The 24,319-nt window shown below is 59.7% G+C and carries 24 protein-coding genes; 13 read left to right on the top strand and 11 right to left on the bottom strand.

Translation table 11 applies throughout. From position 1 onward, the window contains the following. Positions 1-9: 9 nt before the first annotated feature. Together GWQ44_RS05620 and GWQ44_RS05625 are read right to left on the bottom strand one after the other, a co-directional pair. The gene (locus GWQ44_RS05620) at positions 10-1,008 is read right to left on the bottom strand and encodes a FecR domain-containing protein (RefSeq protein ID WP_275926832.1); all 999 of its coding nucleotides are present in this window, start codon (positions 1,006-1,008) and stop codon (positions 10-12) included. A gap of 399 nt (positions 1,009-1,407) precedes the next feature. Then, the gene (locus GWQ44_RS05625; RefSeq protein WP_275926833.1) at positions 1,408-1,695 is read right to left on the bottom strand and encodes a hypothetical protein; all 288 of its coding nucleotides are present in this window, start codon (positions 1,693-1,695) and stop codon (positions 1,408-1,410) included. 232 nt (positions 1,696-1,927) lie between these two features. On the opposite strand from GWQ44_RS05625, the gene GWQ44_RS05630 reads away from it, so the two are divergent. Beyond that, positions 1,928-2,656, top strand: coding sequence for a response regulator transcription factor (locus GWQ44_RS05630; RefSeq protein ID WP_275926834.1), 729 nt, complete (start codon positions 1,928-1,930; stop codon positions 2,654-2,656). A 27-nt stretch (positions 2,657-2,683) separates the two neighbouring features. Here GWQ44_RS05630 and GWQ44_RS05635 read toward each other — a convergent pair whose 3' ends face one another. The 8 genes from GWQ44_RS05635 to dnaA all read right to left on the bottom strand — a co-directional run bounded on the left by GWQ44_RS05635 (position 2,684) and on the right by dnaA (position 10,990). Then, positions 2,684-3,004 carry a hypothetical protein gene (locus GWQ44_RS05635; RefSeq protein WP_177435108.1) on the bottom strand — a complete coding sequence of 107 codons (321 nt, stop codon included), beginning with the start codon at positions 3,002-3,004 and terminating at the stop codon, positions 2,684-2,686. Continuing rightward, on the bottom strand, positions 3,001-3,486 hold the full coding sequence (locus GWQ44_RS05640; RefSeq protein ID WP_275926835.1) for a DUF4265 domain-containing protein: 486 nt from the start codon (positions 3,484-3,486) through the stop codon (positions 3,001-3,003). The genes GWQ44_RS05635 and GWQ44_RS05640 overlap by 4 nt, the downstream gene beginning before the upstream one ends. Positions 3,487-3,542: 56 nt before the next feature. After that, a complete protein-coding gene (locus GWQ44_RS05645; RefSeq protein WP_275926836.1) occupies positions 3,543-3,926 on the bottom strand; it encodes an Imm10 family immunity protein in 384 nt (127 codons plus the stop codon). After that, positions 3,923-4,435 (bottom strand): DUF4265 domain-containing protein, encoded by a 513-nt coding sequence (locus GWQ44_RS05650; RefSeq protein WP_275926837.1) that lies wholly within the window; start codon positions 4,433-4,435, stop codon positions 3,923-3,925. Before GWQ44_RS05650 ends, GWQ44_RS05645 begins: the two co-directional genes overlap by 4 nt. Before the next feature lie 325 nt (positions 4,436-4,760). Next, the gene (gyrB, locus tag GWQ44_RS05655; RefSeq protein ID WP_016967085.1) at positions 4,761-7,178 is read right to left on the bottom strand and encodes a DNA topoisomerase (ATP-hydrolyzing) subunit B; all 2,418 of its coding nucleotides are present in this window, start codon (positions 7,176-7,178) and stop codon (positions 4,761-4,763) included. A gap of 4 nt (positions 7,179-7,182) precedes the next feature. Further along, positions 7,183-8,286, bottom strand: a complete 1,104-nt coding sequence (gene recF / locus GWQ44_RS05660) for a DNA replication/repair protein RecF (RefSeq protein WP_016967086.1) — start codon at positions 8,284-8,286, stop codon at positions 7,183-7,185. A gap of 20 nt (positions 8,287-8,306) precedes the next feature. Further along, the gene (dnaN, locus tag GWQ44_RS05665; protein ID WP_009046209.1) at positions 8,307-9,410 is read right to left on the bottom strand and encodes a DNA polymerase III subunit beta; all 1,104 of its coding nucleotides are present in this window, start codon (positions 9,408-9,410) and stop codon (positions 8,307-8,309) included. Between the two features lie 38 nt (positions 9,411-9,448). Then, positions 9,449-10,990 carry a chromosomal replication initiator protein DnaA gene (gene dnaA / locus GWQ44_RS05670; RefSeq protein ID WP_103740862.1) on the bottom strand — a complete coding sequence of 514 codons (1,542 nt, stop codon included), beginning with the start codon at positions 10,988-10,990 and terminating at the stop codon, positions 9,449-9,451. A gap of 566 nt (positions 10,991-11,556) precedes the next feature. On the opposite strand from dnaA, the gene rpmH reads away from it, so the two are divergent. From rpmH to mnmE, 5 genes are all read left to right on the top strand, one after another. After that, on the top strand, positions 11,557-11,691 hold the full coding sequence (gene rpmH / locus GWQ44_RS05675) for a 50S ribosomal protein L34 (protein WP_003213577.1): 135 nt from the start codon (positions 11,557-11,559) through the stop codon (positions 11,689-11,691). A gap of 16 nt (positions 11,692-11,707) precedes the next feature. Next, positions 11,708-12,109 (top strand): ribonuclease P protein component, encoded by a 402-nt coding sequence (gene rnpA / locus GWQ44_RS05680; protein WP_197662869.1) that lies wholly within the window; start codon positions 11,708-11,710, stop codon positions 12,107-12,109. Next, on the top strand, positions 12,102-12,347 hold the full coding sequence (gene yidD, locus GWQ44_RS05685) for a membrane protein insertion efficiency factor YidD (protein ID WP_003213574.1): 246 nt from the start codon (positions 12,102-12,104) through the stop codon (positions 12,345-12,347). Before rnpA ends, yidD begins: the two co-directional genes overlap by 8 nt. A 2-nt stretch (positions 12,348-12,349) precedes the next feature. Further along, the gene (yidC, locus tag GWQ44_RS05690) at positions 12,350-14,050 is read left to right on the top strand and encodes a membrane protein insertase YidC (protein ID WP_016967088.1); all 1,701 of its coding nucleotides are present in this window, start codon (positions 12,350-12,352) and stop codon (positions 14,048-14,050) included. A 79-nt stretch (positions 14,051-14,129) separates the two neighbouring features. After that, positions 14,130-15,500, top strand: coding sequence for a tRNA uridine-5-carboxymethylaminomethyl(34) synthesis GTPase MnmE (gene mnmE / locus GWQ44_RS05695; RefSeq protein ID WP_016967089.1), 1,371 nt, complete (start codon positions 14,130-14,132; stop codon positions 15,498-15,500). A gap of 60 nt (positions 15,501-15,560) precedes the next feature. On the opposite strand, the gene GWQ44_RS05700 is transcribed toward mnmE, so the two are convergent. Beyond that, on the bottom strand, positions 15,561-16,394 hold the full coding sequence (locus GWQ44_RS05700) for an AraC family transcriptional regulator (RefSeq protein ID WP_275926838.1): 834 nt from the start codon (positions 16,392-16,394) through the stop codon (positions 15,561-15,563). 344 nt (positions 16,395-16,738) lie between these two features. Between GWQ44_RS05700 and GWQ44_RS05705 the strand changes: the two genes are divergently transcribed. The 7 genes from GWQ44_RS05705 to GWQ44_RS05735 all read left to right on the top strand — a co-directional run bounded on the left by GWQ44_RS05705 (position 16,739) and on the right by GWQ44_RS05735 (position 24,250). Further along, positions 16,739-18,127 carry an amino acid permease gene (locus GWQ44_RS05705; protein ID WP_275926839.1) on the top strand — a complete coding sequence of 463 codons (1,389 nt, stop codon included), beginning with the start codon at positions 16,739-16,741 and terminating at the stop codon, positions 18,125-18,127. Positions 18,128-18,175: 48 nt separating this feature from the next. Further along, positions 18,176-18,997 carry a phytanoyl-CoA dioxygenase family protein gene (locus GWQ44_RS05710; protein WP_016967092.1) on the top strand — a complete coding sequence of 274 codons (822 nt, stop codon included), beginning with the start codon at positions 18,176-18,178 and terminating at the stop codon, positions 18,995-18,997. Positions 18,998-19,125: 128 nt separating this feature from the next. Then, positions 19,126-19,458 (top strand): hypothetical protein, encoded by a 333-nt coding sequence (locus GWQ44_RS05715; protein WP_275926840.1) that lies wholly within the window; start codon positions 19,126-19,128, stop codon positions 19,456-19,458. 560 nt (positions 19,459-20,018) lie between these two features. Beyond that, positions 20,019-21,911: a tRNA uridine-5-carboxymethylaminomethyl(34) synthesis enzyme MnmG gene (gene mnmG, locus GWQ44_RS05720; RefSeq protein WP_275926841.1), complete on the top strand. Its 1,893-nt coding sequence runs from the start codon at positions 20,019-20,021 to the stop codon at positions 21,909-21,911. A gap of 5 nt (positions 21,912-21,916) precedes the next feature. Further along, positions 21,917-22,552, top strand: a complete 636-nt coding sequence (gene rsmG / locus GWQ44_RS05725; RefSeq protein ID WP_177435114.1) for a 16S rRNA (guanine(527)-N(7))-methyltransferase RsmG — start codon at positions 21,917-21,919, stop codon at positions 22,550-22,552. Positions 22,553-22,570: 18 nt separating this feature from the next. After that, complete coding sequence (locus GWQ44_RS05730; RefSeq protein WP_016964885.1) at positions 22,571-23,368, top strand: ParA family protein; 798 nt, start codon at positions 22,571-22,573, stop codon at positions 23,366-23,368. A gap of 9 nt (positions 23,369-23,377) precedes the next feature. Beyond that, entirely contained in the window at positions 23,378-24,250 is an 873-nt protein-coding gene (locus GWQ44_RS05735) for a ParB/RepB/Spo0J family partition protein (protein ID WP_047306723.1), read from the top strand. Positions 24,251-24,319 lie beyond the last annotated feature (69 nt).

Below are 24,319 nucleotides of genomic sequence, written 5' to 3' on the forward strand. Positions count from 1 at the left end.
GTCGACGGCTTATTGAACACGAGTGGTCCTGGGGTAGTAGAAGATGTCATAGACCCCGGTTTCTCCTTCCAGGCCATGCTCGTCGAACGCCGAGAGCCGTACATGATAGAAAAACGCCTTCAGGCCAGTGAAGTTCACTTCCGGGGTGCTGGAGAACTGTTCCTGCTTGATGTTGAGGAAATCCTTGTCGGTGGCCACCTGCGCCCGATAGCGCTGGGCGCCCGGCAACGGTTGCAGGATCAGTTGCCAGACGGGCAGGGCGCCGGTTTGCCCGGCCTGCCCCAGCAGCCGGGGCGCGGCCAGCAGCTCCACCGGCTTGAGCTCGCCCTGCTTGTGAATGCGCAATCCCTGGCGCGCCATGACCTGGACCTCACCCGGCAGCGGGCCAGCTGGTTTATCCACAACGCGCTTGCCGGGACGCCGGGCGGCCTGGCTCGGCGGCGGGTCATCGCGGCTCACCGCCACCTGGCCGTTGAGCACCTCCACCAGGGATTGCTGATCGTCATTACGCACCCGGAAGTGCGTCCCCCGTACCCCCAGCACGCCCACGGGGGTCACGATCTGGAAGCGGTCGTGGTCACTGTTGCGCTTGATCACATAGGACTCGATCTGCCCCTGTTCCAGGACCACCCGAGGAATGCTGTATTGCGTATTGAGTTGCAGGGTGACCTGGGAACTGGAGGGCAACACCACTCGCGAACCATCGCCGAGGGACAGGCTGACGAACGCCGACGGCGAGGTTTTCACCCCTTCTTTCTCATCGATGCTCATGCCTTCTTCCAGGGCCACCTCACGGCCCTTGGCGTCCAGTTTCCAGGCCTCGCCCGTCAGGTGCTCGACGGTCGCCGGCAAGGGCTGGCCACGGCATTGCTGGTGGTCATCTATATAGGCAAGGCGTTGCGGGGCAGCCTGCACGGCGCACGATGGCAGGATCAGACCCGCCAGCAGCACTGCAGCGCACGCCACCTGCAACCGGCCAACGGACGGAGAAGGGCAGAGGTCATTCATGAATATGCTTTGAGCCTTTGGGAAAACCACGGCGAAATCCTACGCACCATACCTGAGGCGGCACATGGGCAGAAAGCCGGACGCTGCGGGACGGCGCCCAGGAACAGGGCAGGGTTCGGGCCTGGGAGGGAAGAGTGCAGGAGCCGGAGAAAGTGACACATCCCTGTGTCGGAACCAGGGCGACAGGTCGCCCGGCCCAAAGTCCTGAGGAGGCACTCCCTGTATTCCCCTTCAACCACGCACGCAAGCGCGGGTGGTGCCGCCAGCCTGGCGGTTGACACTCCCTGTGTCGGAGCACTTCCAGGTGCCCCCGTGTGCCACTCAGCGAGAGCCAATGTAGCGCCGGGCGAGCGGCCGGGGCGGTTTTGCAATATTTGTTCAGAATCATCGCCCCACCTGCTAAAAGATCCAGCGTGGTGCCGGTGCCTGCCAATCCGCAGGCAGGGCTGTTCTGCCCAGTACCGGCTCGGCATCCAGGGTCAGGCGGGTTTGATGGCTGTCGGGCGAGGCCAGTGTCGAGTAAGCCTCGGCCTTGGCCGCCTCACAGCAGGAAGCGGATGGCGACGACAAGCCACTGGCACTGATCCCCAGATAAGCCGCCAGCATCAAACTGACCAGGCGCAGCGGATCATCGCCGCTGAACATTCTGACCAACGCGACCTGGCCTTTGCTGAACATGTTCCCCATGGTTCTTTTCCTTGCTTGAGCGAGCCGGTATCGTGCTGCTGCGATAGCCCCCCAGGCACCCGTGCTCCAGGTGCCTTACCGGCTATTTGATATCAGCGTACCGAGGGAGCAGGGGCTCAAGAGCAATTCGCCACAATTGTTCAGAATCAGCCAAGGCACCTAAACTTCCCCCAGCCTGAAGCCGCTGGCTCTGTGTCTCAGGTGCTCTTCGAACCATAAGGAACTGCCTGGCATGCGTGTCGCGATACTGGATGACGAACCCGCAGAACTGGCACGGGTAGAACAGACACTGCGAGAAATTCCCGGCCCCGGTGAAGCCGCCTGGTCCCTGCATCGCTTCGAACGGGGCGAAGACCTGCTACGCCAACTGCGGCGCGAAACCTTCGACCTGCTGATTCTCGATTGGCAACTGCCCGACCTCAGCGGCCTGTCGTTGCTGCGCTGGACCCGGGAGCACATGGACTCGCCTCCGGCGGCCATCATGCTCACCAGTCGCGATGCCGAGAGCGATATTGTCCAGGCCCTGAACACCGGCGCCGACGACTACTTGAGCAAACCGTTTCGTCCCAACGAACTCAAGGCCCGGGTCAACGCGGTGCTGCGCCGCCACGGTTTGCAGCGCAACAGCAGCGAAGAGCGCCAGAGCTTCAACGACCTGACCTTCGACGATGCGGAACTGACCGTGACCCGCGCCGGTGCCCCCATCAGCCTGACCGAGCGCGAGTACCGCCTGGCCCGCTGCCTGTTCGCCAACCTGGGCCGGCCACTGTCGCGGGAGTACCTGTACGAAAGGTTCTGGACCCATGAGGAAATCGCCTCCTCACGGCCCCTGGACACCCACATCTATCGCCTGCGCAACAAGCTGGGGCTGACCGCGGATCGTGGTTGGCAACTGCTGACCATCTACGGCTATGGCTACCGCCTGGAAAGCGTCGCGGCGCCCGACGAGCAGGGCCACTGACCGCTGGCCCTCAACAGCGGTCTGAGATCATTGTGGGTCCTGCCAGACATCTTCATAGCCGGCGCGGTCGATGATGAAACGCGTCCCGCTCGGCAGATACAGGTAATCGATCACCTCCGGCAGCAGCTCGACCAGATGCTCGGCGCACAGCGGCTGATAGAAATCCACAGCGGCGGAATGTTCGCCGCAATGGATAAACCAACTGACCGTGCCGTTCTCCGGCAACTCGATCCGGGTGCCATAGATGGGCGACTGCGCCAGGGAACCGATGGCCAGGGCAATCATCGGCTCCGGTGCCTGGGGAGCGAGGTCGTAGCGTTCACAGATAAGCTGCTGTCTTTCGTTCATTGCTCCAGCCACCAATCGAGCAAGGTCTCGTCCTCGGTGTCATCGAGGTTTTTATAGATGTTGGCGTAGTACCACTCGATGCCCGTGGTTTCGCGGAAGCGGTTGAAGAACAAGGCGATGTTGTCCATGCCGTTTCGCGCCGGCACCGACAGTGTCAGATTGCCCTTGTAGCGCCCGTCGAGCGTGCCGCCCAATTCGCTCGCCACATCCGCCGCCAGGGCAACTATAGGGTCCTCAGGGATGTGCTTCGCATAAATATGGATGCAGAAGTTGCCGCCTCGCTTGAGCACCACGGCGGGGGCCTGGGGGTCCTTGATTGAAATGATGTCGCCCTTGGCCAGGTTCAGTGTCAGCCCTGGTGAGTAGAGAATCTCGTAACTGTCCTCATCGAGCCGCCGTACATGCAGCGGCTCATAGACCGGGCCGTGGCTGTTCTGCCCCGCGACCACGCGAATCGATATTTCCTGGTTTTCATCATCCATCACAAATTTCCGCGCGATTGCTGTTTTTTCAAAGGGTGAAACGAGCCAAGCCGGGCTCAGCCGCGTAGCGGGGTCGACTGCTCGATGAACACCGCTCCAAGCGCCTGTTCGATGGCCCGATCGTCTTGCAGCTCAGGTGCCAGCCGCAGCACCAGCCGATCCAGGCCGGCACACCAGGTGACGGAGCTGTCCATGCTGAAAATGATGCGCTCCTGTTCGATACGCACTTGTGCAACCCCGCCATAGCCGGAGAGGGCGGGGCTGGAGATTTCCAGGTGGTAGGTGTCCTGGCCCAGGGCGGCGTCCTGTTCGTCGCATTCGGTACTGCGTTGCAACAACAGGTAGTGCTCGGGCTCGTCGGCGGTATCGGCAAAAGCCACAAGCCAGACATCGTCCTCCAGGGTTGCGCTGAAATAACTGGCAGGCCATTCAACGGTCATGCTTGAACCTCAAGTGAAGCCAGCGACAAGCACTCGCTCATGCGCGCAGGATCAATGTTCCCGTGCTGCAAACAGGCATCTTCATAAGCGATATGTTGGTCGTCGGTGATGGAAGACAGGTAGTGGTCGATGGCGCAAAAACTGACCTCGGGCGCGATATCCACGGTGAACAGCGACAGGCCCCGGGTAAGCATGCAGCTGGCGCCGAGACTGCGCAGGTGCTGCACAATGCTCGAGCGCTCTGACTCGCGCTCGGCAAAAACCCGCAACGTCGAATGCCCGGATTGCCGCACCACGGCGGTTGCGATCAGCTCGTGGGCATCGGCGCGAGTCAGCACCCAGTCCCCCTTGCTCACGCCGTAGAGATAGCAGGGCGTGTTATCCAACTCATAGACACCTGCGCCCCTTTGAATACCCCACATCGATTCATACCCCACCGGAGGGTAACCATCGGCATCGACGGTGAGCTTGAAAATGATCTTGTGAAACTGTGCTATCGAGGTATCCATTCCATCTCACCGAGGCGCCGCCGTGGGCCTCACAAACTGTCCGTAAAAGAAGTTTTCCTCGAAGGAAAATTGCACCCAGCACTGCCCGGCACCTGCCCCATAACAGCCAGAGCATGCCTGCCTCCGGGCTCAGCCGCCGCTCGAAGAACAACGACGACTCACCGCGGGCACAATCCGGCGTGGTTTTTTCATGGCATTGAAACACCAGGCGATGGGCTAGCGTGCTTCATCGAATGATGGCTGCCAAGGTCGACGTCCTTGTTTATTCCAGGCATTAAAAAGGCCAACGCACTGCGTTGGCCTTTTTCGTGGCGCGACCCGAGGATCAGAAGTCCAGGTTGGACACTGCCAGGGCGTTGCTTTCGATGAAGTCGCGACGTGGCTCGACCGCATCACCCATCAGGGTGTTGAAGATCTGGTCGGCGCCGATGGCGTCTTCGATGGTCACCTTGAGCATGCGGCGCATGCTTGGGTCCATGGTGGTTTCCCACAGTTGGTCAGGGTTCATCTCGCCCAGACCTTTGTATCGCTGGATGGTGTGGCGCTTGGTGCTTTCCGCCATCAGCCAGTCCAGGGCTTCCTTGAACTCGGTGACCGCTTTCTTGCGTTCGCCGCGCTGCACATACGCGCCTTCGTCCAGCAGGGTGCTCAGTTGAGCGCCCAGGGAAACGACGGTCTTGTAGTCGTTGCTGCCGAAGAAGTCGCGGTTGAAGGTGACGTAGTTGGACAGGCCGTGGGAGATCAGCTCGACCTCTGGCAGCCAGACATTACGTTCACGGTCTTCGCGCAGGCTGGCCTTGTAGACCAGGCCGGACTTCTCGGAAGTGCGCAGGCGAGCATCGAACTTGGCCAGCCAATCCTGCATGGCGGCGTGGTCGGACAGTTGCTCCAGGGTCACGGCCGGCAGGTAGATGAAGTGCTCGGTCAGCTCCTGCGGGTACAGGCGCGACAGGCGCTTGAGGGTCTTCATCACCATGCGGAAATCGTTGACCAGGCGCTCCAGCGCCTCACCGGAGATCCCCGGGGCTTCTTCGTTCAGGTGCAGGCTGGCATCTTCCAGAGCCGACTGGGTCATGTAGTCTTCCATGGCGTCGTCGTCTTTGATGTATTGCTCTTGCTTGCCTTTCTTGACCTTGTACAGCGGCGGCTGGGCGATGTAGATGTAGCCACGCTCGATCAGCTCCGGCAACTGACGGAAGAAGAAGGTCAGCAGCAGGGTACGGATGTGCGAACCGTCGACGTCAGCATCGGTCATGATGATGATGTTGTGATAACGCAGCTTGTCGATGTTGTACTCTTCGCGGCCGATGCCACAGCCCAGCGCGGTGATCAGGGTGCCCACCTCTTGCGAGGAGATCATCTTGTCGAAACGCGCCTTCTCGACGTTGAGGATCTTGCCCTTGAGCGGCAGGATCGCCTGGGTCTTGCGGTTGCGTCCCTGCTTGGCGGAACCGCCAGCAGAGTCACCTTCCACCAGGTAGAGTTCGGACAGCGCCGGGTCTTTTTCCTGGCAGTCCGCGAGTTTGCCCGGCAGGCCGGCGATATCCAGCGCGCCCTTGCGACGGGTCATTTCACGGGCTTTACGCGCTGCTTCACGAGCACGAGCAGCGTCGATCATCTTGCCCACCACCAACTTGGCTTCGTTGGGGTTTTCCAGCAGGAAGTCGGAGAAGTACTTGCCCATTTCCTGTTCGACCGCGGTCTTCACTTCGGAAGACACCAGCTTGTCCTTGGTCTGGGAGCTGAACTTCGGATCCGGCACCTTCACCGAGATGATGGCGGTCAGGCCTTCACGCGCGTCGTCACCGGTGGTGGCGACCTTGTGCTTCTTGGCCAGGCCTTCCTGTTCGATGTAGTTGTTCAGGTTACGGGTCAGGGCCGAACGGAAGCCCACCAGGTGGGTGCCGCCGTCGCGCTGAGGAATGTTGTTGGTGAAGCACAACAGGTTCTCGTTGAAGCTGTCGTTCCACTGCAGGGCGATTTCCACGCCGATGCCGTCTTCACGCTGGATGTTGAAGTGGAACACCTGGTTGACCGCAGTCTTGTTGGTGTTCAGGTATTCAACGAAGGCCCGCAGGCCGCCTTCGTACTTGAACAGTTCTTCCTTGCCGCTGCGCTCGTCCTTGAGGACGATGCCGACACCGGAGTTGAGGAAGGACAGTTCACGAATCCGCTTGGCCAGGACGTCCCAGCTGAAGTGGATGTTCTTGAAGGTTTCAGCCGAAGGCTTGAAGTGAATCTGGGTACCGGTGGTTTCGCTGTCGCCAACGATCTTCATCCGCTCTTGCGGAACACCGTGGACGTAAGTCTGTTCCCAGATCTTGCCGCTGCGACGCACGGTGAGGATCAGTTCCTCGGACAGCGCGTTCACCACCGACACACCCACGCCGTGCAGGCCGCCGGACACCTTGTAGGAGTTGTCGTCGAACTTACCGCCGGCGTGGAGCACGGTCATGATGACCTCGGCCGCCGAAACGCCTTCTTCTTTATGCACATCCACCGGGATGCCGCGACCGTTGTCGCGCACGGTGATGGATTCGTCCGGGTGGATGATGATGCTGATGTCGTCGCAATGACCGGCCAGCGCTTCGTCGATGGAGTTATCGACCACCTCGAACACCATGTGGTGCAGACCGCTGCCGTCATCGGTGTCGCCAATGTACATACCGGGACGTTTGCGTACGGCATCCAAACCTTTCAGCACCTTGATGCTGGTCGAGTCGTACGTATTTTCTTCGCTCATGCCTTCACTCCCGATGGTCGTGGGTCTGGGTGATACGGCCTTGTTCCACGTGGAACAAAGCGACTGGCGTTTCCGTCTGCCAGCCTTCCCTCAATAATTCGTGGTCTACACAGGTGATGAACACCTGGCAGCGTAAGTCTTCCAACAAGCGACAAAGTGCGCGGCGGTGCTGCTCGTCCAGCTCGGACGGCAAGTCATCCACCAGATAAATACACTGACCGCGGCGGGCCTGGCTCACCAGGTGCCCCTGGGCAATGCGCAAGGCACAGACCACCAACTTCTGCTGGCCACGGGACAAGATGTCCGCGGCGTTGTGTCCGCCTAGGCGCAGACGCAAATCAGCACGTTGTGGACCGGCCTGGGTATGACCCATTTGCTGATCACGGTGCAGGGCGGTCGCGAGCACTTCACTGAGCTCTCGGTCCTTGTCCCAACCACGGTAATAGCTAAGCGTCAGGCCCTCGAGCTGCAGCAACTCGCCCAAGGTCCGCTCAAAGACTGGTTTCAAGGCTTTGATGTAAGCGCGGCGGTATTCATCGATTTCAGCGCTGGCCTGACACAGTTCCCGGTCCCAGGCCGCTTGCGAAGCGGCGTCAAGTGTACCATGCCGCAGCCATGAGTTCCGCTGCCGCAGGGCCTTCTGCAGGCGCTGCCAGGTGGACATGAAGCGCGGTTCCACATGGAACACGCCCCAGTCCAGGAACTGCCGGCGGATCTTGGGAGCACCTTCGAGCAGTCGAAAGCTGTCCGGGTTGATCAACTGCAGCGGCAGGATTTCCGCCAGCTGAGCGGCGCTGCGGGCATTCTGCCCGTCGATGCGGATCTGGAACTCCCCCTGGCGATCCCGGGATATCCCCAGGTTGCTGTGTCCGCCCTCAGCCAACTCCACCTGGCCAAATACCGTGCAGGCCAGTTGCTCATACTGGATCACCGGTAACAGACGGGTGCTGCGGAACGAGCGGGCAAGCCCCAGCAGATGGATGGCTTCCAGCACGCTGGTCTTGCCACTGCCGTTGGCGCCGTAGAGAAGGTTGATGCGAGGAGAGGGGGAGAAGGTCACCGGGTGCAGATTGCGCACCGCGGTGACCGAGACGCGACTGAGGGACATCTAGCTTCTGCTGAGCATGATTACAGGCGCATCGGCATGACAACGTAAGCCGAGTCGTCGTTGTCGGATTCCTGCACCAGCGCACTGCTGTTGGAATCGGACAGGATCAGGCGAACCTGTTCGGTGGTCATCACCCCCAGTACGTCCAGCAGGTAGCTGACGTTGAAGCCGATTTCCAGCGAGCCGCCGTTGTATTCCACGCCTACTTCTTCTTCCGCTTCTTCCTGCTCCGGGTTGTTGGCCTGGATCTTCAGCTGACCATTGGCCAGTTGCAGACGGATGCCGCGGTACTTCTCGTTGGACAGGATCGCGGTGCGGCTGAAGGCTTCACGCAGGGCCTGACGGTCGCCCAGCACCAGCTTGTCGCCGCCTTTGGGCAGCACGCGCTCGTAGTCCGGGAACTTGCCGTCCACCAGTTTGGAGGTGAAAGTGAACTCGCCGGTGGTGGCGCGGATATGATGCTGACCCAGGACGATGCTGACGTTGCCATCCGGCTCGGTGAGCAGGCGCGCCAGTTCAAGGATGCCTTTGCGTGGCACGATCACCTGGTGACGATCCGGCTGACCGATATCCGCCTGCATCGAGCACATGGCCAGACGGTGACCGTCGGTGGCCACGGCGCGGATGATCCCGGCGGACACTTCCAGCAACATGCCGTTGAGGTAGTAGCGCACGTCCTGCTGGGCCATGGCGAAGCTGGTGCGCTCGATCAGGCGACGCAGCTTGCTCTGCTCCAGCTGGCAGGTCAACGAGCCCGGGCCTTCTTCCACGGTCGGGAAGTCGTTGGCCGGCAGGGTCGACAGGGTGAAGCGGCTACGCCCGGCCTTCACCACCAGCTTCTGCTCATCGACCTTGATATCGATCAGGGCGTCGTTGGGCAGGCTCTTGCAGATGTCCATCAGCTTGCGCGCGGGGACGGTGATTTCCCCCGGCTCGGCCGGTTCTTCAAGTTGCACACGACCGACCAGCTCGACTTCCAGGTCGGTACCGGTCAGCGACAGTTGCTGGCCTTCGACAACCAGCAGCACGTTGGAAAGCACCGGCAAGGTCTGACGACGTTCGACGACGCCGGCGACCAGTTGCAGGGGTTTCAACAGGGCTTCGCGTTGAATGGTGAAATGCATGGTCTAGTCCCTTGCCTTAATAAGCTGCGTTGGAGTCATCAAGTGGTCAGAGTACGCAGCAGGTTCTTGTAGTCCTCGCGGATGTCCGCGTCGGATTCCTTAAGTTCATTGATCTTGCGGCAGGCGTGCAGCACCGTGGTGTGGTCGCGGCCGCCGAACACATCGCCGATTTCCGGCAGGCTGTGGTTGGTCAGTTCCTTGGACAGGGCCATGGCCACCTGACGCGGACGAGCCACCGAACGCGAACGTCGCTTGGACAGCAGATCGGAAATCTTGATCTTGTAGTACTCGGCGACGGTGCGCTGGATGTTATCCACAGACACCAGCTTGTCCTGCAGCGCCAGCAGGTCCTTCAGGGATTCGCGAATCAACTCGATGGTGATGTCGCGCCCCATGAAGTGCGAGTGGGCAATGACCCGCTTGAGCGCGCCTTCCAGTTCACGGACGTTGGAGCGAATCCGCTGGGCAATGAAGAACGCCGCGTCGTGGGGCAGTTCGACCTTGGCCTGGTCGGCCTTCTTCATCAGGATCGCGACCCGGGTTTCCAGTTCCGGCGGCTCGACGGCCACCGTCAGGCCCCAGCCGAAGCGGGACTTGAGGCGTTCTTCCAGGCCTTCGATCTCTTTCGGATAGCGGTCGCTGGTGAGGATCACCTGCTGGCCGCCTTCGAGGAGGGCGTTGAAGGTGTGGAAAAACTCTTCCTGGGAACGCTCCTTGCGGGCGAAGAACTGAATGTCATCGATCAGCAGCGCATCGACCGAACGGTAGAAGCGCTTGAATTCGTTGATGGCGTTGAGCTGCAACGCCTTGACCATGTCCGCCACGAAGCGCTCGGAATGCAGGTACACGACCTTGGCATTCGGGTTCTTCTTTAACAGGTGGTTACCCACAGCGTGCATCAAGTGGGTCTTACCCAAACCGACGCCGCCATACAGGAACAGCGGGTTGTAGCCATGCTTGGGGTTGTCCGCCACCTGCCAGGCCGCCGCGCGGGCCAGCTGGTTGGACTTGCCCTCGACGAAATTCTCAAAGGTGAAGGTGCGGTTCAGGTAACTGGTGTGCTTGAGCGCACCTTCTACCTGGACGGTACGTTGCTCGGCACGTACCGGTGCCTGCTGCGAGCTGGCGCCCGCCATCGGGTCGAAGCTGTCACGAGAGGGTTCTTCGCTGACCTCGGCGCTCTTCTGCGCCGCGGCTTTCTTGGCCGGGGCGGAAGCGGGTGCCGGAGTTGGCGCAGGAGCCGCCGCCGGGGAGGCATTGGCTGCTGCCGCTTGCAGTGCTTGCGAAGCAGCGGCGGCCAATGGCGCATTAGGTGCAGCGCGAGGCGCCGAACTGCGTTTGCTGCCTATTAATAAGGAAAGAACCGGCGCACTGCCGTTGCCGTGCTCATCCAGCAGCTCGAGCACGCGGCCCAGGTACTTTTCGTTGACCCAATCGAGAACAAAACGATTCGGTGCGTAAACACGCAACTCGTCGCCTTCGGCTTCGACCTGTAGCGGACGGATCCAAGTGTTGAATTGCTGGGCAGGCAGCTCATCACGCAGAAGCTCCACGCACTGCTGCCAAAGTTCCACTGACACGGATATCCCCTAAGTTGAAAGCCGGTGAGGCAAAAACAAGCGGCCATTGTAGCGATCAGCCGCCCACTTATCCACATGTAGCGTGCCCTGAGGACACTAAGAATCAACGCCTTACCCTGAATAAACACGACCAGCGGTATGTGCATAAGCTCTGTGGATAACCCCGCGTGAGGTCGTTGCACAACTCGGGTCGAAACGCTGTGGGTAACTCGCCTGTGGATAACTGCTCGTTCCACGCACAGGTTTTCCGATAGCGCAGCACAGGCAGGACACCGTTTCTCAACCGTGTTGTCATTCTCTGTACAGTACGGAATAGAAGGGCTTAAGGCAGTTATCCACAGAAGGTGCCGTCCCTAGCCTTTATAAGCTTTACAGAAAAGCTTTAAATACTTTCCTTCTTTATTTTTATATCTACTCGACCCTGGCTCACAACCCAGTCCCCGGACATACATAGATAAAGGAAAAGCTGGTTGGAAATTGACCTAGAGGCTTGCTTTCTCTAGAATCGCCGATCTCTTAAAACGGGGGCCATTCCGGCCCGTTGTGGACGAACCAGGTAACACGACATGAAACGTACTTTCCAACCAAGCACTATCAAACGCGCTCGTACCCACGGTTTCCGTGCTCGCATGGCTACCAAGAACGGTCGTGCCGTCCTGTCGCGTCGTCGCGCCAAAGGTCGTGCGCGTCTGGCAGTTTGATAATCCGGCACTGGAGGTGAGTCAGGACTTCAGTCGGGAAAAGCGTCTGCTTACCCCCCGGCACTTCAAGGCGGTCTTTGACTCCCCTACCGGCAAGGTTCCGGGGAAAAATCTCCTGCTCCTTGCGCGCAACAACGACCTGGATCATCCCCGTCTGGGGCTCGTGATCGGGAAAAAGAGCGTAAAGCTCTCCGTTGAGCGCAATCGCCTCAAGCGTCTGATGCGCGAATCGTTTCGTCTCCACCAGGATTCACTGGTCGGATGGGATATCGTTATCGTCGCGCGCAAAGGTTTGGGCGATGTAGAAAACCCCGAATTGATTCAGCATTTCGGCAAACTCTGGAAACGTCTGGCACGCAACAAGCCGGAACCAGCAGTCAAATCCGAAACTGTAGGGGTAGACAGTCCTGATGCGTAAACTGGCACTCGTTCCGATCCAGTTTTACCGCTATGCCATTAGTCCCCTGATGGCCAATCACTGTCGTTTCTACCCCAGTTGTTCCTGCTACGCGTTAGAAGCCATCGAAAATCATGGCCTTCTGCGCGGTGGCTGGCTGACCTTTCGTCGTTTAGGTCGCTGTCATCCGTGGAATCCCGGTGGTTATGACCCGGTTCCACCTATCCCTACCTCCCGTTCTTCTTCGATGGCCGAGTAATCATGGATATCAAACGCACGATCCTGATCGTCGCCCTGGCAATCGTGTCCTATGTCATGGTTCTTAAATGGAACCAGGATTATGGCCAGGCTGCCCTGCCGACTCAGAATGTTGCTTCCAGCACGACCACTCCGGGCTTGCCGGACACGCCAAATGGCACTTCCGCTGCCAACGACGATATTCCGCGCGCAGCAAGCGACACTACTGCACCCGCTGAAGCCCCCGTTGCTGCAAGCAAAGATCTCATTCAGATCAAAACGGATGTGCTCGACCTGGCTGTCGATCCACAAGGTGGGGATATCGCACAACTGCGTCTGCCACTGTATCCACGTCGTCAGGACCACCCGGAAATCCCGTTCCAGCTGTTCGATAACGGCAACGAGCGGACTTACCTGGCACAAAGCGGCCTGATTGGCAGCAGCGGCCCGGACGCAAGCCCGGCTGGTCGTCCGATCTACTCCTCGGAGAAGAAAAGTTATCAACTGGCCGATGGTCAGGACCAGTTGGTGGTCGACCTGAAGTTCAGCAAGGACGGCGTCAACTACATCAAGCGTTTCACCCTGAAACGTGGCCTGTATGACATCACTGTTTCCTACCTGATCGACAACGAAAGCGCACAACCTTGGACCGGTGCAATGTTTGCCCAGCTCAAGCGTGACGCCAGTTCCGATCCATCCTCCAGCACCGCCACCGGTACTGCGACTTACCTGGGCGCCGCCCTGTGGACAAGTTCCGAGCCGTACAAAAAAGTGTCCATGAAAGACATGGACAAGGTGAACGAGGATAAAACCAAGGCCCCAATCACTGAAAATGTTCAGGGTGGCTGGGTAGCCTGGCTGCAGCACTACTTCGTGACCGCCTGGATTCCGCCAAAAGGCGAGAACAACCAGGTTCTGGCGCGCAAGGACAGCAAAGGCAACTACATCATCGGCTACACCGGCCCTTCGATGACCGTGGCTCCAGGTGCCAAGGCTGAAACCAGTGCCATTCTGTACGCCGGCCCGAAAAGCCAGGCGGTGCTGAAAGAGTTGTCCCCAGGTCTGGAACTGACTGTCGACTACGGTTTCCTGTGGTTCATCGCCCAGCCGATCTTCTGGTTGCTGCAACATATCCACAGCCTGGTGGGTAACTGGGGCTGGTCGATCATCTTCCTGACCATGCTGATCAAGGGGATCTTCTTCCCACTGTCGGCTGCCAGCTACAAGTCGATGGCGCGCATGCGTGCCGTGGCTCCGAAACTGGCCGCGCTGAAGGAAAAATTCGGCGACGATCGTCAGAAAATGTCCCAGGCGATGATGGAGCTGTACAAGAAAGAGAAGATCAATCCGCTGGGCGGCTGCTTGCCGATCCTGGTGCAGATGCCGGTCTTCCTGTCCTTGTACTGGGTGCTCCTGGAAAGCGTGGAAATGCGCCAGGCGCCGTTCATGCTGTGGATTACCGACCTGTCGATCAAGGATCCGTTCTTCATCCTGCCGATCATCATGGGCGCCACCATGTTCATCCAGCAGCAGTTGAACCCGACGCCTCCGGATCCGATGCAGGCCAAGGTGATGAAAATGATGCCGATCATCTTCACCTTCTTCTTCCTGTGGTTCCCGGCCGGTCTGGTGCTGTACTGGGTCGTGAACAACTGCCTGTCGATCGCTCAACAGTGGTACATCACTCGTAAGATCGAAGCGGCCACCAAGAAAGCGGCTGCCTGACCTACGCTGTGGATAACCACACAAGACGCCCCCTAGTGGGGCGTTTTGCTATCTGTCACTTTTGTCTGGATGTCGGGTTATGAATGTCCCTCGTGAAACCATCGCCGCCATCGCCACCGCCCAAGGCCGCGGCGGCGTGGGTATCGTTAGGATTTCCGGCCCCCTGGCGGGCGCGGCGGCCAAGGCCATCAGCGGCCGTGAGCTGAAACCGCGGTTTGCGCATTACGGCCCCTTTCTCAGTGAACAGGGAGAGGTGCTGGATGAGGGCATCGCCCTGTATTTCCCGGGGCCGAACTCCTTCACCGGCGAAGATGTGCTGGAGCTCCAGGGCCATGGCGGCCCCATCGTTCTCGACATGCTGCTGCAGCGCTGCCTGGAGCTGGGTTGCCGACTGGCCCGACCTGGAGAATTCAGCGAGCGCGCGTTTCTCAATGACAAGCTCGACCTGGCCCAGGCCGAAGCCATTGCCGACCTGATCGAGGCCAGTTCTGCACAGGCCGCGCGCAACGCCTTGCGCTCACTGCAGGGTGCGTTCTCCCAGCGTGTGCATAACTTGACCGAACAGCTGATTGCCCTGCGGATCTATGTCGAGGCGGCGATTGATTTTCCCGAGGAGGAAATCGACTTTCTCGCCGATGGCCACGTGTTGACCATGCTCGATGCGGTCCGCGATGAGTTATCCACAGTACTGAAGGAAGCCGGGCAGGGCGCCTTGCTGCGTGACGGCATGACGGTGGTGATCGCCGGCCGTCCGAACGCCGGCAAGTCCAGCCTGCTCAATGCCCTGGCCGGGCGCGAGGCGGCCATCGTCACTGATATCGCCGGCACCACTCGGGACATTCTCAAGGAACATATCCACATCGACGGCATGCCATTGCACGTGGTCGACACCGCCGGCCTCAGGGACACCGAGGATCAAGTGGAAAAGATCGGCGTCGAACGTGCACTCAAGGCCATCGGTGAAGCCGACCGGGTATTGCTGGTGGTGGACGCCACTGCAGCAGAGGCAGCTGATCCCTTCGCCCTGTGGCCGGAATTTCTTGAGCAGCGTCCGGACCCGGCCAAGGTAACCTTGATCCGCAACAAGGCCGATCTGACTGGCGAGCCCATCGCTCTGGAAACCTGTGAGGATGGCCATGTGACCATCAGCCTCAGCGCCATGTCCGCCGGTGTCGGGCTGGATTTGCTGCGTGAGCATCTCAAGGCGTGCATGGGTTATGAACAGACGTCGGAAAGCAGCTTCAGTGCCCGCCGCCGGCACCTCGAAGCGTTGCGCTACGCCAGTGCCGCGCTGGAGCATGGCCGGGCCCAGCTGACCCTGGCCGGCGCCGGTGAGCTGCTGGCCGAGGATCTGCGGCAGGCCCAGCAATCCCTGGGAGAAATCACCGGGGCCTTCAGTTCCGATGACCTGTTGGGACGGATCTTCTCCAGCTTCTGCATCGGCAAGTAGAGCCGCCCCCGGTGCGTACCGGCATAGGTTATCCACACCCCTGCCGGTCGCGGACGGCGTTTATTCCACCGACAGGTAGATGCGTGTCTGCAGCTGTGCGGGTGGGGTGATGCGTGGATCGTTCACATAGTGTTCGAACATCGGAAAGTGCCCTGGCGTCAGCCCACTGTCAGGCAGCCACTCGGAGAACATCCAGGCATAGGCTTTACCCATCTCGTTGTACGGACCCACGTAATTCAGGACTGCGTAGCGCCCTGCAGGAATGTCGAACCTTTCCAGCTGTTCGCCCAGGTCGGCATTGGGCGCGACCGAGACTCCGGCCAGCGAACGCAATTGCTCAGTCGGGACCTGCTCGGGGTCATTGAAGTACACACCGAATCCGCTGGTGTCCGAATGCATCAGCCCCCGGCTGGCGGCCAGCATGAAAGCGCGGGTGAACACCGGACCGATTTCCTGGTAGGAGCCCTGATGAGGCAGGGCTGCCAGAACAACGCCGGGGAAAGTTTCGATGGTAATGGGGTACATATTTGACACCTCAGGGTCGAAAGGACGGGAACGGGTTGCGCGATAACGCCCAGGCGGCAAGCCGAAAACGCCAGAGAATGCCCGATTGAACGCCGCCCCCGACTCGTAGCCGGTACGCAACGCCACCTCGGCCAGGTCCTCTTGCGTACCCGCCAGCGCCGCGGCAGCCAGGTGCATGCGCATCCGTTGCACCGTGGCGTTCAGCGTTTCTCCCATCATTGCGCGGTAGATGCGGTGAAAGTGGTAAGCCGACATACAGGCCAGGTCCGCCAGGTGGTACAGGTCCGGATCGCTGTGTGGATGGCTTGCCAGCCAACGCAGCACCGGCTCCATGCGCTGGCCGTAATGGATTCGGGTTGCAGGTTTCATAAGGCCTCCTTGGCACGCCACTGTAGCGACGGCAGATTTGCAGATTTTGCGATTTTTACCGGCCCCAGGGGACAACGACGTTACCTTTGCCCCCTTTCCCGATTCCAGCCAATGAACCTGCGGTCTTGAGTAACAGGCGCATTTCGTCGATCGCTCAACTTTCCGCCAGTTATCCGCAGTAGCCGACGCATTCGCTACTTTTCCCCTTCATTCCCCAAGTGGTACCTGATTTGCATCCTGGCAGATGTACAGGTTTGTACACCTGAGGAAATAGTCCGGCTATTGCCCCTGGGTCGGCCGATGGACGCCGCCGGGGTCGACAGTCCGGCATTCAAGGAACAGAAATGGCTAGCACGACTGCATTAAACCGTGGCTTGAGCACCCGGCACATCCGCTTCATTGCGCTGGGTTCAGCCATTGGCACCGGGTTGTTCTACGGTTCGGCGGCCGCCATCAAGCAGGCCGGTCCTTCGGTACTGCTGGCCTACCTGATCGGTGGAGCGGCGATCTACCTGACCATGCGCGCCTTGGGGGAAATGGCTGTGAGAAACCCGGTGTCCGGTTCCTTCGGCCATTACGCCAGCTGTTATCTGGGACGCTTTCCGGGGTTTCTCACCGGCTGGAGTTATGCTTTTTCGATGCTCATGGTGTGCCTGGCGGACGTCACCGCCTTTGGTGTCTACATGAGCCTGTGGTTCCCCGACACGCCCCGCTGGATCTGGGTGCTCAGCATCGTGCTGGGGATCGGCGCCTTGAACCTGTGCAGTGTGCGGATCTTTGGCGAAATGGAATTCTGGCTATCGCTGCTCAAGGTCGCGGCGATCATCGCAATGATCGGCGGTGGCTTTGCGGTGCTGCTTTTCGGTATCCAGCTGGGCGACGGGCAGCATTCTGTGGGCCTGAGCAACCTGTGGGCCTATGGCGGTTTTTTCCCCAATGGCCTGGAGGGCATGATCGCCTCGTTCACCATTGTCATGTTCGCCTTTGGCGGGATCGAGGTCATCGGCATCACGGCGGGCGAAGCCAAGGACCCGCAACGCATGATTCCCAAAGCGATCAACTCCGTGCCACTGCGGATTCTGATCTTCTACATCCTGACCCTGCTGGTGTTGCTGATGCTGTTTCCCTGGTCCGGTATCGGCAGCCAGGGCAGTCCCTTCGTGCAGATCTTCAGCGGCCTGGGGATAAATTCGGCGGCAACGGCACTGAACCTGGTGGTGATCTCCGCGGTGTTCTCGGCGATCAACAGCGACATTTTCAGTGCCGGCCGCATGATGTACGGCATGGCGGCGATCGGTCAGGCCCCGGCGGCGTTTGCCAGCACCTCGCGCTTCGGGGTGCCCTGGATGACGGTGCTGGTGATGTCGGTGGCTCTGCTGTTCGGTGTCTTGCTCAACTACCTGGTGCCCGAGGAGTTGTTCCTGGTGTTCGCTTCGCTGGTGACCTTCTCGGTGGTCTGGGTCTGGCTGATGATCCTGCTCTCGCAGATGGCCATGCGCCGTAGCATGACCCCGGAAGAAATCGCCGCCCTGGGCTTTCCCGTACCTTTTGGCGCCGCTGGCCAGGTCTGCGCGGTGCTCTTCATGCTGTTCATCTTTGGGGTGCTCGGCGCCTTTGCGCAAACCCGCCTGGCGCTTTATGTCGGTGTCGGCTGGCTGGCCTTGCTGTCACTGGCCTACTGGATATGGATCAGGCCGCACACTGCCCTCACTGATGTGCCCCTCCCGGATTGAAGCTCCCGGCCGTTGTGCCGCCCTCCATTGGATGAAAAGGAAAACACCATGCAAGCGTTCCACCTGCCCCCCTCAACCATCGAGGCGTTTCAGCGTGATGGCGCCGTGTGTATTCGCCAGCTGTTCAGTGCTGACGAAGTGGCGCTGCTGGAGCGGGGTATCGAACACAACCTGGCCAGCCCCAGCGAGCGGGCCAAGGTCGCTAGCCAGGCGGATGATCCTGGCTGGTTCTTCGAGGACTTCTGCAACTGGCAGGACAACCCCGACTACAGGCGCTTCATCTTCAACAGCCGGGTAGGCCATGTCGCCAGCCAGCTGATGCAAAGCGACAAGGTGCGGCTGTATCACGATCACCTGCTGGTCAAGGAACCCAACACTCGGCAACCCACGCCCTGGCATCAGGATCAGCCGTACTACAACGTCGAAGGACAACAAAACTGCAGCATGTGGATGCCCGTGGACCCGGTAACGCGGGCGTCCACACTGGAGTTTGTCGCCGGTTCCCACCGTGGTCCCTGGCTGATGCCGCGAACCTTTCTGGACAATCAGGCCAAATGGTTTCCCGAAGGCAGTCTGGCGGACCTGCCGGACATCGAAGCCGATCGCTCGGCCTTCAATATCCTCGGCTGGGCCCTGGAACCCGGGGACGCGGTGTTCTTCCACATGCTCACCCTGCACGCCTCTGGCGGTGTGGGGGGCGATCGCCGGCGGCGGGCATTTTCGCTGCGTTTTCTGGGGGAGGACATGCGTCATGCCCCCCGACCCTGGCGCACCTCGCCCGAGTTTCCCGGGCTGGCCACGGCTCTGCCTGCCGGGGCGCCGATGGAACATGAGCTTTTCCCTTGCTTGTGGACATCCCAGGGCAAATGAAGCCGGTTCAGAAACCGGCGGATCAGCGGCTTGAGGCCGCCGGCAGAATCGGAATCAGCTGATATTCATTCGTACAAGCCCCGGCCAGCATCCGCGGTCGCTGCTATCAAATGGATGGAAGGGTGTTTATGCGCTTTTGTAGCTATCTCGCGGTACTGGCTCTGGCCCTTGTCTGCCAAGGCAGCTGGGCTCAACTTCCCTCGGATCAGGCGCCTGTGGCGGAGGGTGTCGCCGCCTTCGAGCCGTCCGCCGTTTCGGCCCAGAACTCCCCAGAGGTTGAAGCTGAAAGCTTGAGCGACGGGATCTCGACGAACCCATCTCTGGCGGGCAATAACATGGCCAGCGCCTCGAAGCTCGATAGCGCCAAGGCTGGCTTGAAGAAGTACTGGCTGGTCCTGGTCATTGTCACGCTGGGGTTGAGTTGGTGGATACAAGCTCGCCTGGCCAAGCGCCCCGAGTAAGCGCTGCAATCATCACCTGGTGTTATCCACAGACAGGCTCGCGCAGCCTGTCTGTTTCTCCCCCTCCCTGATCGATCCGTTGTCGCCGTTGAGGCTACAACAAGGTCGACCTGTGCCTGAGTTTCCCTCGACATGGATGTTTTCTGTGGATTAAGCCCTGTGAATAACTGCCCTTCAGCTCGGTTGATAACCAGGCTTCAAAACTGAGGAAAACCACCTCTGTGGATAACCACCCCATTCATCCACAGGTTTAAAGCGCTTATCCAAGGGCCTCCTGGCCACCTAATCACAGAGTTTAAAACCTCTGTACATATTGAATATAAAGGCCTGTAGCAATCTATCCACAGAAAGGCATGTGCATAAGAATAAACATAAAAACAAGGATTTAATAAATTTCTCTCTTTTAATTTCTATTGACCGTGATTCATCCACAGCTGGTTAAATTTTGTGCAAAGGGTTCTTTAGGAAGGGCTAAGTCCCTATACTTGCCGCCTTGGTCCAAAAACCAACCCGACAACTACTCCTAATTACTCCTACTTGAAGCAGGCACGAGGTGCGTGGTGGATTTCCCTTCCCGTTTTGAAGTGATCGTCATCGGCGGCGGTCATGCCGGTACCGAGGCAGCACTTGCATCAGCACGCATGGGGGCCAAAACCCTGTTGCTGACGCATAACGTGGAAACCCTCGGAGCAATGAGCTGCAACCCCGCGATTGGCGGGATCGGCAAAAGCCATCTGGTCAAGGAAATCGATGCCCTCGGCGGCGCGATGGCCATGGCTACCGATAAAGGTGGTATTCAGTTTCGTGTGTTGAACAGCCGCAAAGGCCCAGCCGTGCGCGCAACCCGTGCCCAGGCCGACCGCGTTCTGTACAAGGCCGCGGTACGCGAGATTCTCGAGAACCAGCCCAACCTGTGGATATTTCAACAAGCCGCTGATGACCTGATCGTCGAACAGGATCAGGTGCGGGGCGTGGTCACTCAGATGGGACTGCGGTTCTTCGCCGAATCGGTGGTGCTGACCACCGGCACCTTCCTCGGCGGACTTATCCACATTGGAATGCAGAACTACTCCGGCGGTCGCGCAGGTGATCCACCCTCGATCGCCCTTGCACAACGTCTGCGGGAGTTGCCACTGCGGGTCGGCCGCCTGAAAACCGGTACTCCGCCACGCATCGATGGCCGTTCTGTGGATTTCTCGGTCATGACCGAACAGCCTGGGGATACGCCGATTCCGGTGATGTCGTTCCTGGGTTCCAAAGAACAGCATCCGCAACAGGTCAGTTGCTGGATTACCCATACCAATGCCCGCACCCACGAGATCATCGCCTCGAACCTCGACCGTTCGCCGATGTACTCCGGAGTGATCGAAGGCATTGGCCCGCGTTATTGCCCGTCGATCGAAGACAAGATCCATCGCTTTGCCGACAAGGAAAGCCATCAGGTCTTCATCGAGCCCGAAGGCCTGACCACTCATGAGCTGTACCCGAACGGGATATCCACATCCCTGCCGTTCGACGTGCAGTTGCAGATCGTGCAATCGATCCGCGGCATGGAAAACGCACACATCGTGCGCCCGGGTTATGCCATCGAATACGACTACTTCGATCCGCGGGATTTGAAACACAGCCTGGAAACCAAGGTTATCGGCGGTCTGTTCTTCGCCGGCCAGATCAATGGCACCACCGGGTACGAAGAAGCCGGCGCCCAGGGTTTGCTGGCCGGGGCCAACGCCGCACTGCGTGCCCAGGGCAAAGACAGCTGGTGCCCGCGTCGCGATGAGGCCTATATCGGTGTGCTGGTGGATGACCTGATCACTTTGGGTACCCAGGAACCGTATCGGATGTTCACTTCCCGGGCCGAATACCGCCTGATTCTGCGGGAAGACAACGCCGACCTGCGCCTGACCGAAAAGGGCCGCGAACTGGGGCTGGTGGATGACGTGCGCTGGGCCGCTTTCTGCAAGAAACGCGAAGGCATCGCCCAGGAAGAGCAACGCTTGAAGTCGACTTGGGTCCGTCCGGGCACCGAACAGGGCGATGCCATTGCCCAGAAATTCGGCACGCCGCTGACTCATGAGTACAACCTGTTGAATCTGCTGAGCCGTCCGGAAATCGACTACGCTGGTCTGGTCGAAGTGACCGGGCAGGGCGCCGAAGATCCACAAGTCGCGGAACAGGTCGAGATCAAGACCAAGTACGCCGGCTACATCGATCGTCAGCAGGATGAAATTGCCCGTCTGCGCGCCAGTGAGGACACCAAACTGCCTGTGGATATCGATTACACCGGCATTTCCGGGCTGTCGAAGGAAATCCAGAGCAAGCTCGGCGCGACCCGTCCGGAAACCCTGGGCCAGGCATCGCGAATCCCGGGCGTTACCCCGGCGGCCATTTCCCTGTTGATGATTCACCTGAAAAAACGCGGCGCCGGCCGTCAGTTGGAGCAAAGCGCTTGAGTTCTATGGTCACCCCACAACACGCGGATGAGTTATCCACAGGCGCTCGCCAGCTCGGTGTCAATCTGAGCGCAACCCAGCACGAACAGCTGCTGGGTTACCTGGCCCTGTTGATCAAGTGGAACAAGGCCTACAACCTGACCGCGGTGCGCGATCCCGACGAAATGGTCTCTCGCCATCTGCTCGATAGCCTGAGCGTGATGTCGTTCATCGAAAACGGCCGCTGGCTGGATGTCGGTAGCGGCGGCGGGATGCCCGGTATCCCCTTGGCGATCCTGTTTCCCGAGTCGCAAGTCACCTGTCTGGACAGCAACGGCAAGAAAACCCGCTTCCTGACTCAGGTCAAACTCGAACTGAAGCTGGATAACCTGCAAGTTATCCACAGCCGGGTCGAAGCCTTCACCCCTGAACTGCCATTCAACGGGATCATTTCCCGGGCGTTCAGCAGCATGGAGAACTTCACCAGCTGGACCCGCCACCTGGGCGACCGCGATACACGCTGGCTGGCAATGAAGGGCGTCCATCCCTCGGATGAGCTGTTAGCATTGCCGGCAGACTTCCACCTCGATAGCGAACACGCCTTGGCCGTACCCGGTTGCCAAGGCCAACGCCATCTGCTGATACTGCGCCGCACGGCATGATTGGGAACACAAGCAAGAATGGCTAAGGTATTCGCGATAGCGAACCAGAAAGGTGGCGTGGGCAAGACCACCACCTGCATCAACCTCGCAGCATCCCTGGTAGCGACCAAGCGCCGGGTGCTGTTGATCGATCTTGATCCACAGGGCAACGCCACCATGGGTAGCGGTGTGGATAAACACGGTTTGGAAAACTCGGTCTATGACCTGCTGATCGGTGAGTGCGACCTGGCCCAGGCCATGCATTTCTCCGAGCACGGCGGTTATCAACTGCTGCCGGCCAACCGCGACCTGACCGCCGCGGAAGTGGTTCTGCTGGAAATGCAGATGAAGGAAAGCCGTCTGCGCAGCGCCCTGGCGCCGATTCGCGAGAACTATGACTACATTCTGATCGACTGCCCGCCGTCGCTGTCGATGCTTACCCTCAACGCGCTGGTGGCCGCCGATGGGGTCATTATCCCCATGCAGTGTGAGTACTACGCGCTGGAAGGCTTGAGCGACCTTGTGGATAACATCAAGCGTATCGCCGAGCTGCTCAATCCTGAGCTGAAGATCGAAGGCTTGCTGCGGACCATGTTCGATCCGCGACTGAGCCTGATGAACGATGTTTCCGCACAGCTCAAGGAACACTTCGGTGATCAGCTGTACGACACCGTGATTCCGCGCAACATCCGTTTGGCCGAGGCGCCGAGCTACGGCATGCCGGCATTGGCGTACGACAAACAATCCCGTGGCGCGCTGGCCTATCTGGCCCTGGCGGGCGAGATGGTTCGCCGGCAACGTAAACAATCCCGCGCCGCAGCCGCCCAGCCAACTTAAGGAATCCCCATGGCCGTCAAGAAAAGAGGTCTCGGACGTGGACTGGATGCACTGCTGAGTGGTCCGACTGTCAGCGCCCTTGAAGAACAAGCGGTTCAGGCTGACCAGCGCGAGTTGCAGCACCTGCCCCTGGACCTGATCCAGCGCGGCAAGTATCAGCCGCGCCGGGACATGGATCCTCAAGCGCTGGAAGAACTGGCGAACTCCATCAGGACCCAGGGCGTGATGCAGCCGATCGTGGTGCGCCCTATCGGTGGTGGTCGTTTCGAGATCATTGCCGGCGAACGCCGCTGGCGCGCCAGCCAGCAGGCCGGCCAGGAAACCATCCCGGCCATGGTTCGCGATGTGCCGGATGAAACCGCCATCGCCATGGCATTGATCGAGAACATCCAGCGCGAAGACCTCAATCCCATCGAGGAAGCCGTGGCCCTGCAGCGCCTGCAGCAGGAGTTCCAGCTGACTCAGCAACAGGTCGCCGAAGCGGTGGGCAAGTCCCGTGTCAGCGTGGCCAACCTGCTGCGCCTGATTGCCTTGCCGGAAGTGATCAAGACCATGTTGTCCCACGGCGACCTGGAAATGGGTCATGCCCGTGCTTTGCTCGGATTGCCGGAAAATCAACAGGTTGAAGGGGCGCGACACGTTGTCGCACGAGGCCTTACCGTGCGCCAGACCGAAGCTCTGGTTCGCCAGTGGCTGAGCGGTAAACAGGAGCCTGCTGAACCGGTCAAGCCAGACCCGGATATCGCCCGTCTCGAGCAGCGTCTGGCCGAGCGCCTAGGCTCTGCGGTGCAGATCCGCCACGGAAAGAAGGGCAAGGGACAGCTGGTGATCGGCTACAACTCCCTGGATGAGCTGCAAGGCGTCCTTGCCCACATCCGCTGAAACATTTCCTTATGTAGCGCGCAGTCGGAAATCACTACCCGGCAGTTGAATAGGGGCTGAACCGCCCCT

Origin of the sequence: Pseudomonas sp. 3MA1 (assembly GCF_029237275.1) — a bacterium.
Classification (GTDB): Bacteria; Pseudomonadota; Gammaproteobacteria; order Pseudomonadales; family Pseudomonadaceae; genus Aquipseudomonas; species Aquipseudomonas fluorescens_AP.

Bases quoted from the DNA above. Each gene is read 5' to 3' on its own strand.
- GWQ44_RS05620 (WP_275926832.1), bottom strand. From the start codon at position 1,008: ATGAATGACCTCTGCCCTTCTCCGTCCGTTGGCCGGTTGCAGGTGGCG.
- GWQ44_RS05625 (WP_275926833.1), bottom strand. From the start codon at position 1,695: ATGGGGAACATGTTCAGCAAAGGCCAGGTCGCGTTGGTCAGAATGTTC.
- GWQ44_RS05630 (WP_275926834.1), top strand. From the start codon at position 1,928: ATGCGTGTCGCGATACTGGATGACGAACCCGCAGAACTGGCACGGGTA.
- GWQ44_RS05635 (WP_177435108.1), bottom strand. From the start codon at position 3,004: ATGAACGAAAGACAGCAGCTTATCTGTGAACGCTACGACCTCGCTCCC.
- GWQ44_RS05640 (WP_275926835.1), bottom strand. From the start codon at position 3,486: ATGGATGATGAAAACCAGGAAATATCGATTCGCGTGGTCGCGGGGCAG.
- GWQ44_RS05645 (WP_275926836.1), bottom strand. From the start codon at position 3,926: ATGACCGTTGAATGGCCTGCCAGTTATTTCAGCGCAACCCTGGAGGAC.
- GWQ44_RS05650 (WP_275926837.1), bottom strand. From the start codon at position 4,435: ATGGATACCTCGATAGCACAGTTTCACAAGATCATTTTCAAGCTCACC.
- gyrB (WP_016967085.1), bottom strand. From the start codon at position 7,178: ATGAGCGAAGAAAATACGTACGACTCGACCAGCATCAAGGTGCTGAAA.
- recF (WP_016967086.1), bottom strand. From the start codon at position 8,286: ATGTCCCTCAGTCGCGTCTCGGTCACCGCGGTGCGCAATCTGCACCCG.
- dnaN (WP_009046209.1), bottom strand. From the start codon at position 9,410: ATGCATTTCACCATTCAACGCGAAGCCCTGTTGAAACCCCTGCAACTG.
- rpmH (WP_003213577.1), top strand. From the start codon at position 11,557: ATGAAACGTACTTTCCAACCAAGCACTATCAAACGCGCTCGTACCCAC.
- yidD (WP_003213574.1), top strand. From the start codon at position 12,102: ATGCGTAAACTGGCACTCGTTCCGATCCAGTTTTACCGCTATGCCATT.
- yidC (WP_016967088.1), top strand. From the start codon at position 12,350: ATGGATATCAAACGCACGATCCTGATCGTCGCCCTGGCAATCGTGTCC.
- mnmE (WP_016967089.1), top strand. From the start codon at position 14,130: ATGAATGTCCCTCGTGAAACCATCGCCGCCATCGCCACCGCCCAAGGC.
- GWQ44_RS05700 (WP_275926838.1), bottom strand. From the start codon at position 16,394: ATGAAACCTGCAACCCGAATCCATTACGGCCAGCGCATGGAGCCGGTG.
- GWQ44_RS05705 (WP_275926839.1), top strand. From the start codon at position 16,739: ATGGCTAGCACGACTGCATTAAACCGTGGCTTGAGCACCCGGCACATC.
- GWQ44_RS05710 (WP_016967092.1), top strand. From the start codon at position 18,176: ATGCAAGCGTTCCACCTGCCCCCCTCAACCATCGAGGCGTTTCAGCGT.
- GWQ44_RS05715 (WP_275926840.1), top strand. From the start codon at position 19,126: ATGCGCTTTTGTAGCTATCTCGCGGTACTGGCTCTGGCCCTTGTCTGC.
- rsmG (WP_177435114.1), top strand. From the start codon at position 21,917: ATGGTCACCCCACAACACGCGGATGAGTTATCCACAGGCGCTCGCCAG.
- GWQ44_RS05730 (WP_016964885.1), top strand. From the start codon at position 22,571: ATGGCTAAGGTATTCGCGATAGCGAACCAGAAAGGTGGCGTGGGCAAG.
- GWQ44_RS05735 (WP_047306723.1), top strand. From the start codon at position 23,378: ATGGCCGTCAAGAAAAGAGGTCTCGGACGTGGACTGGATGCACTGCTG.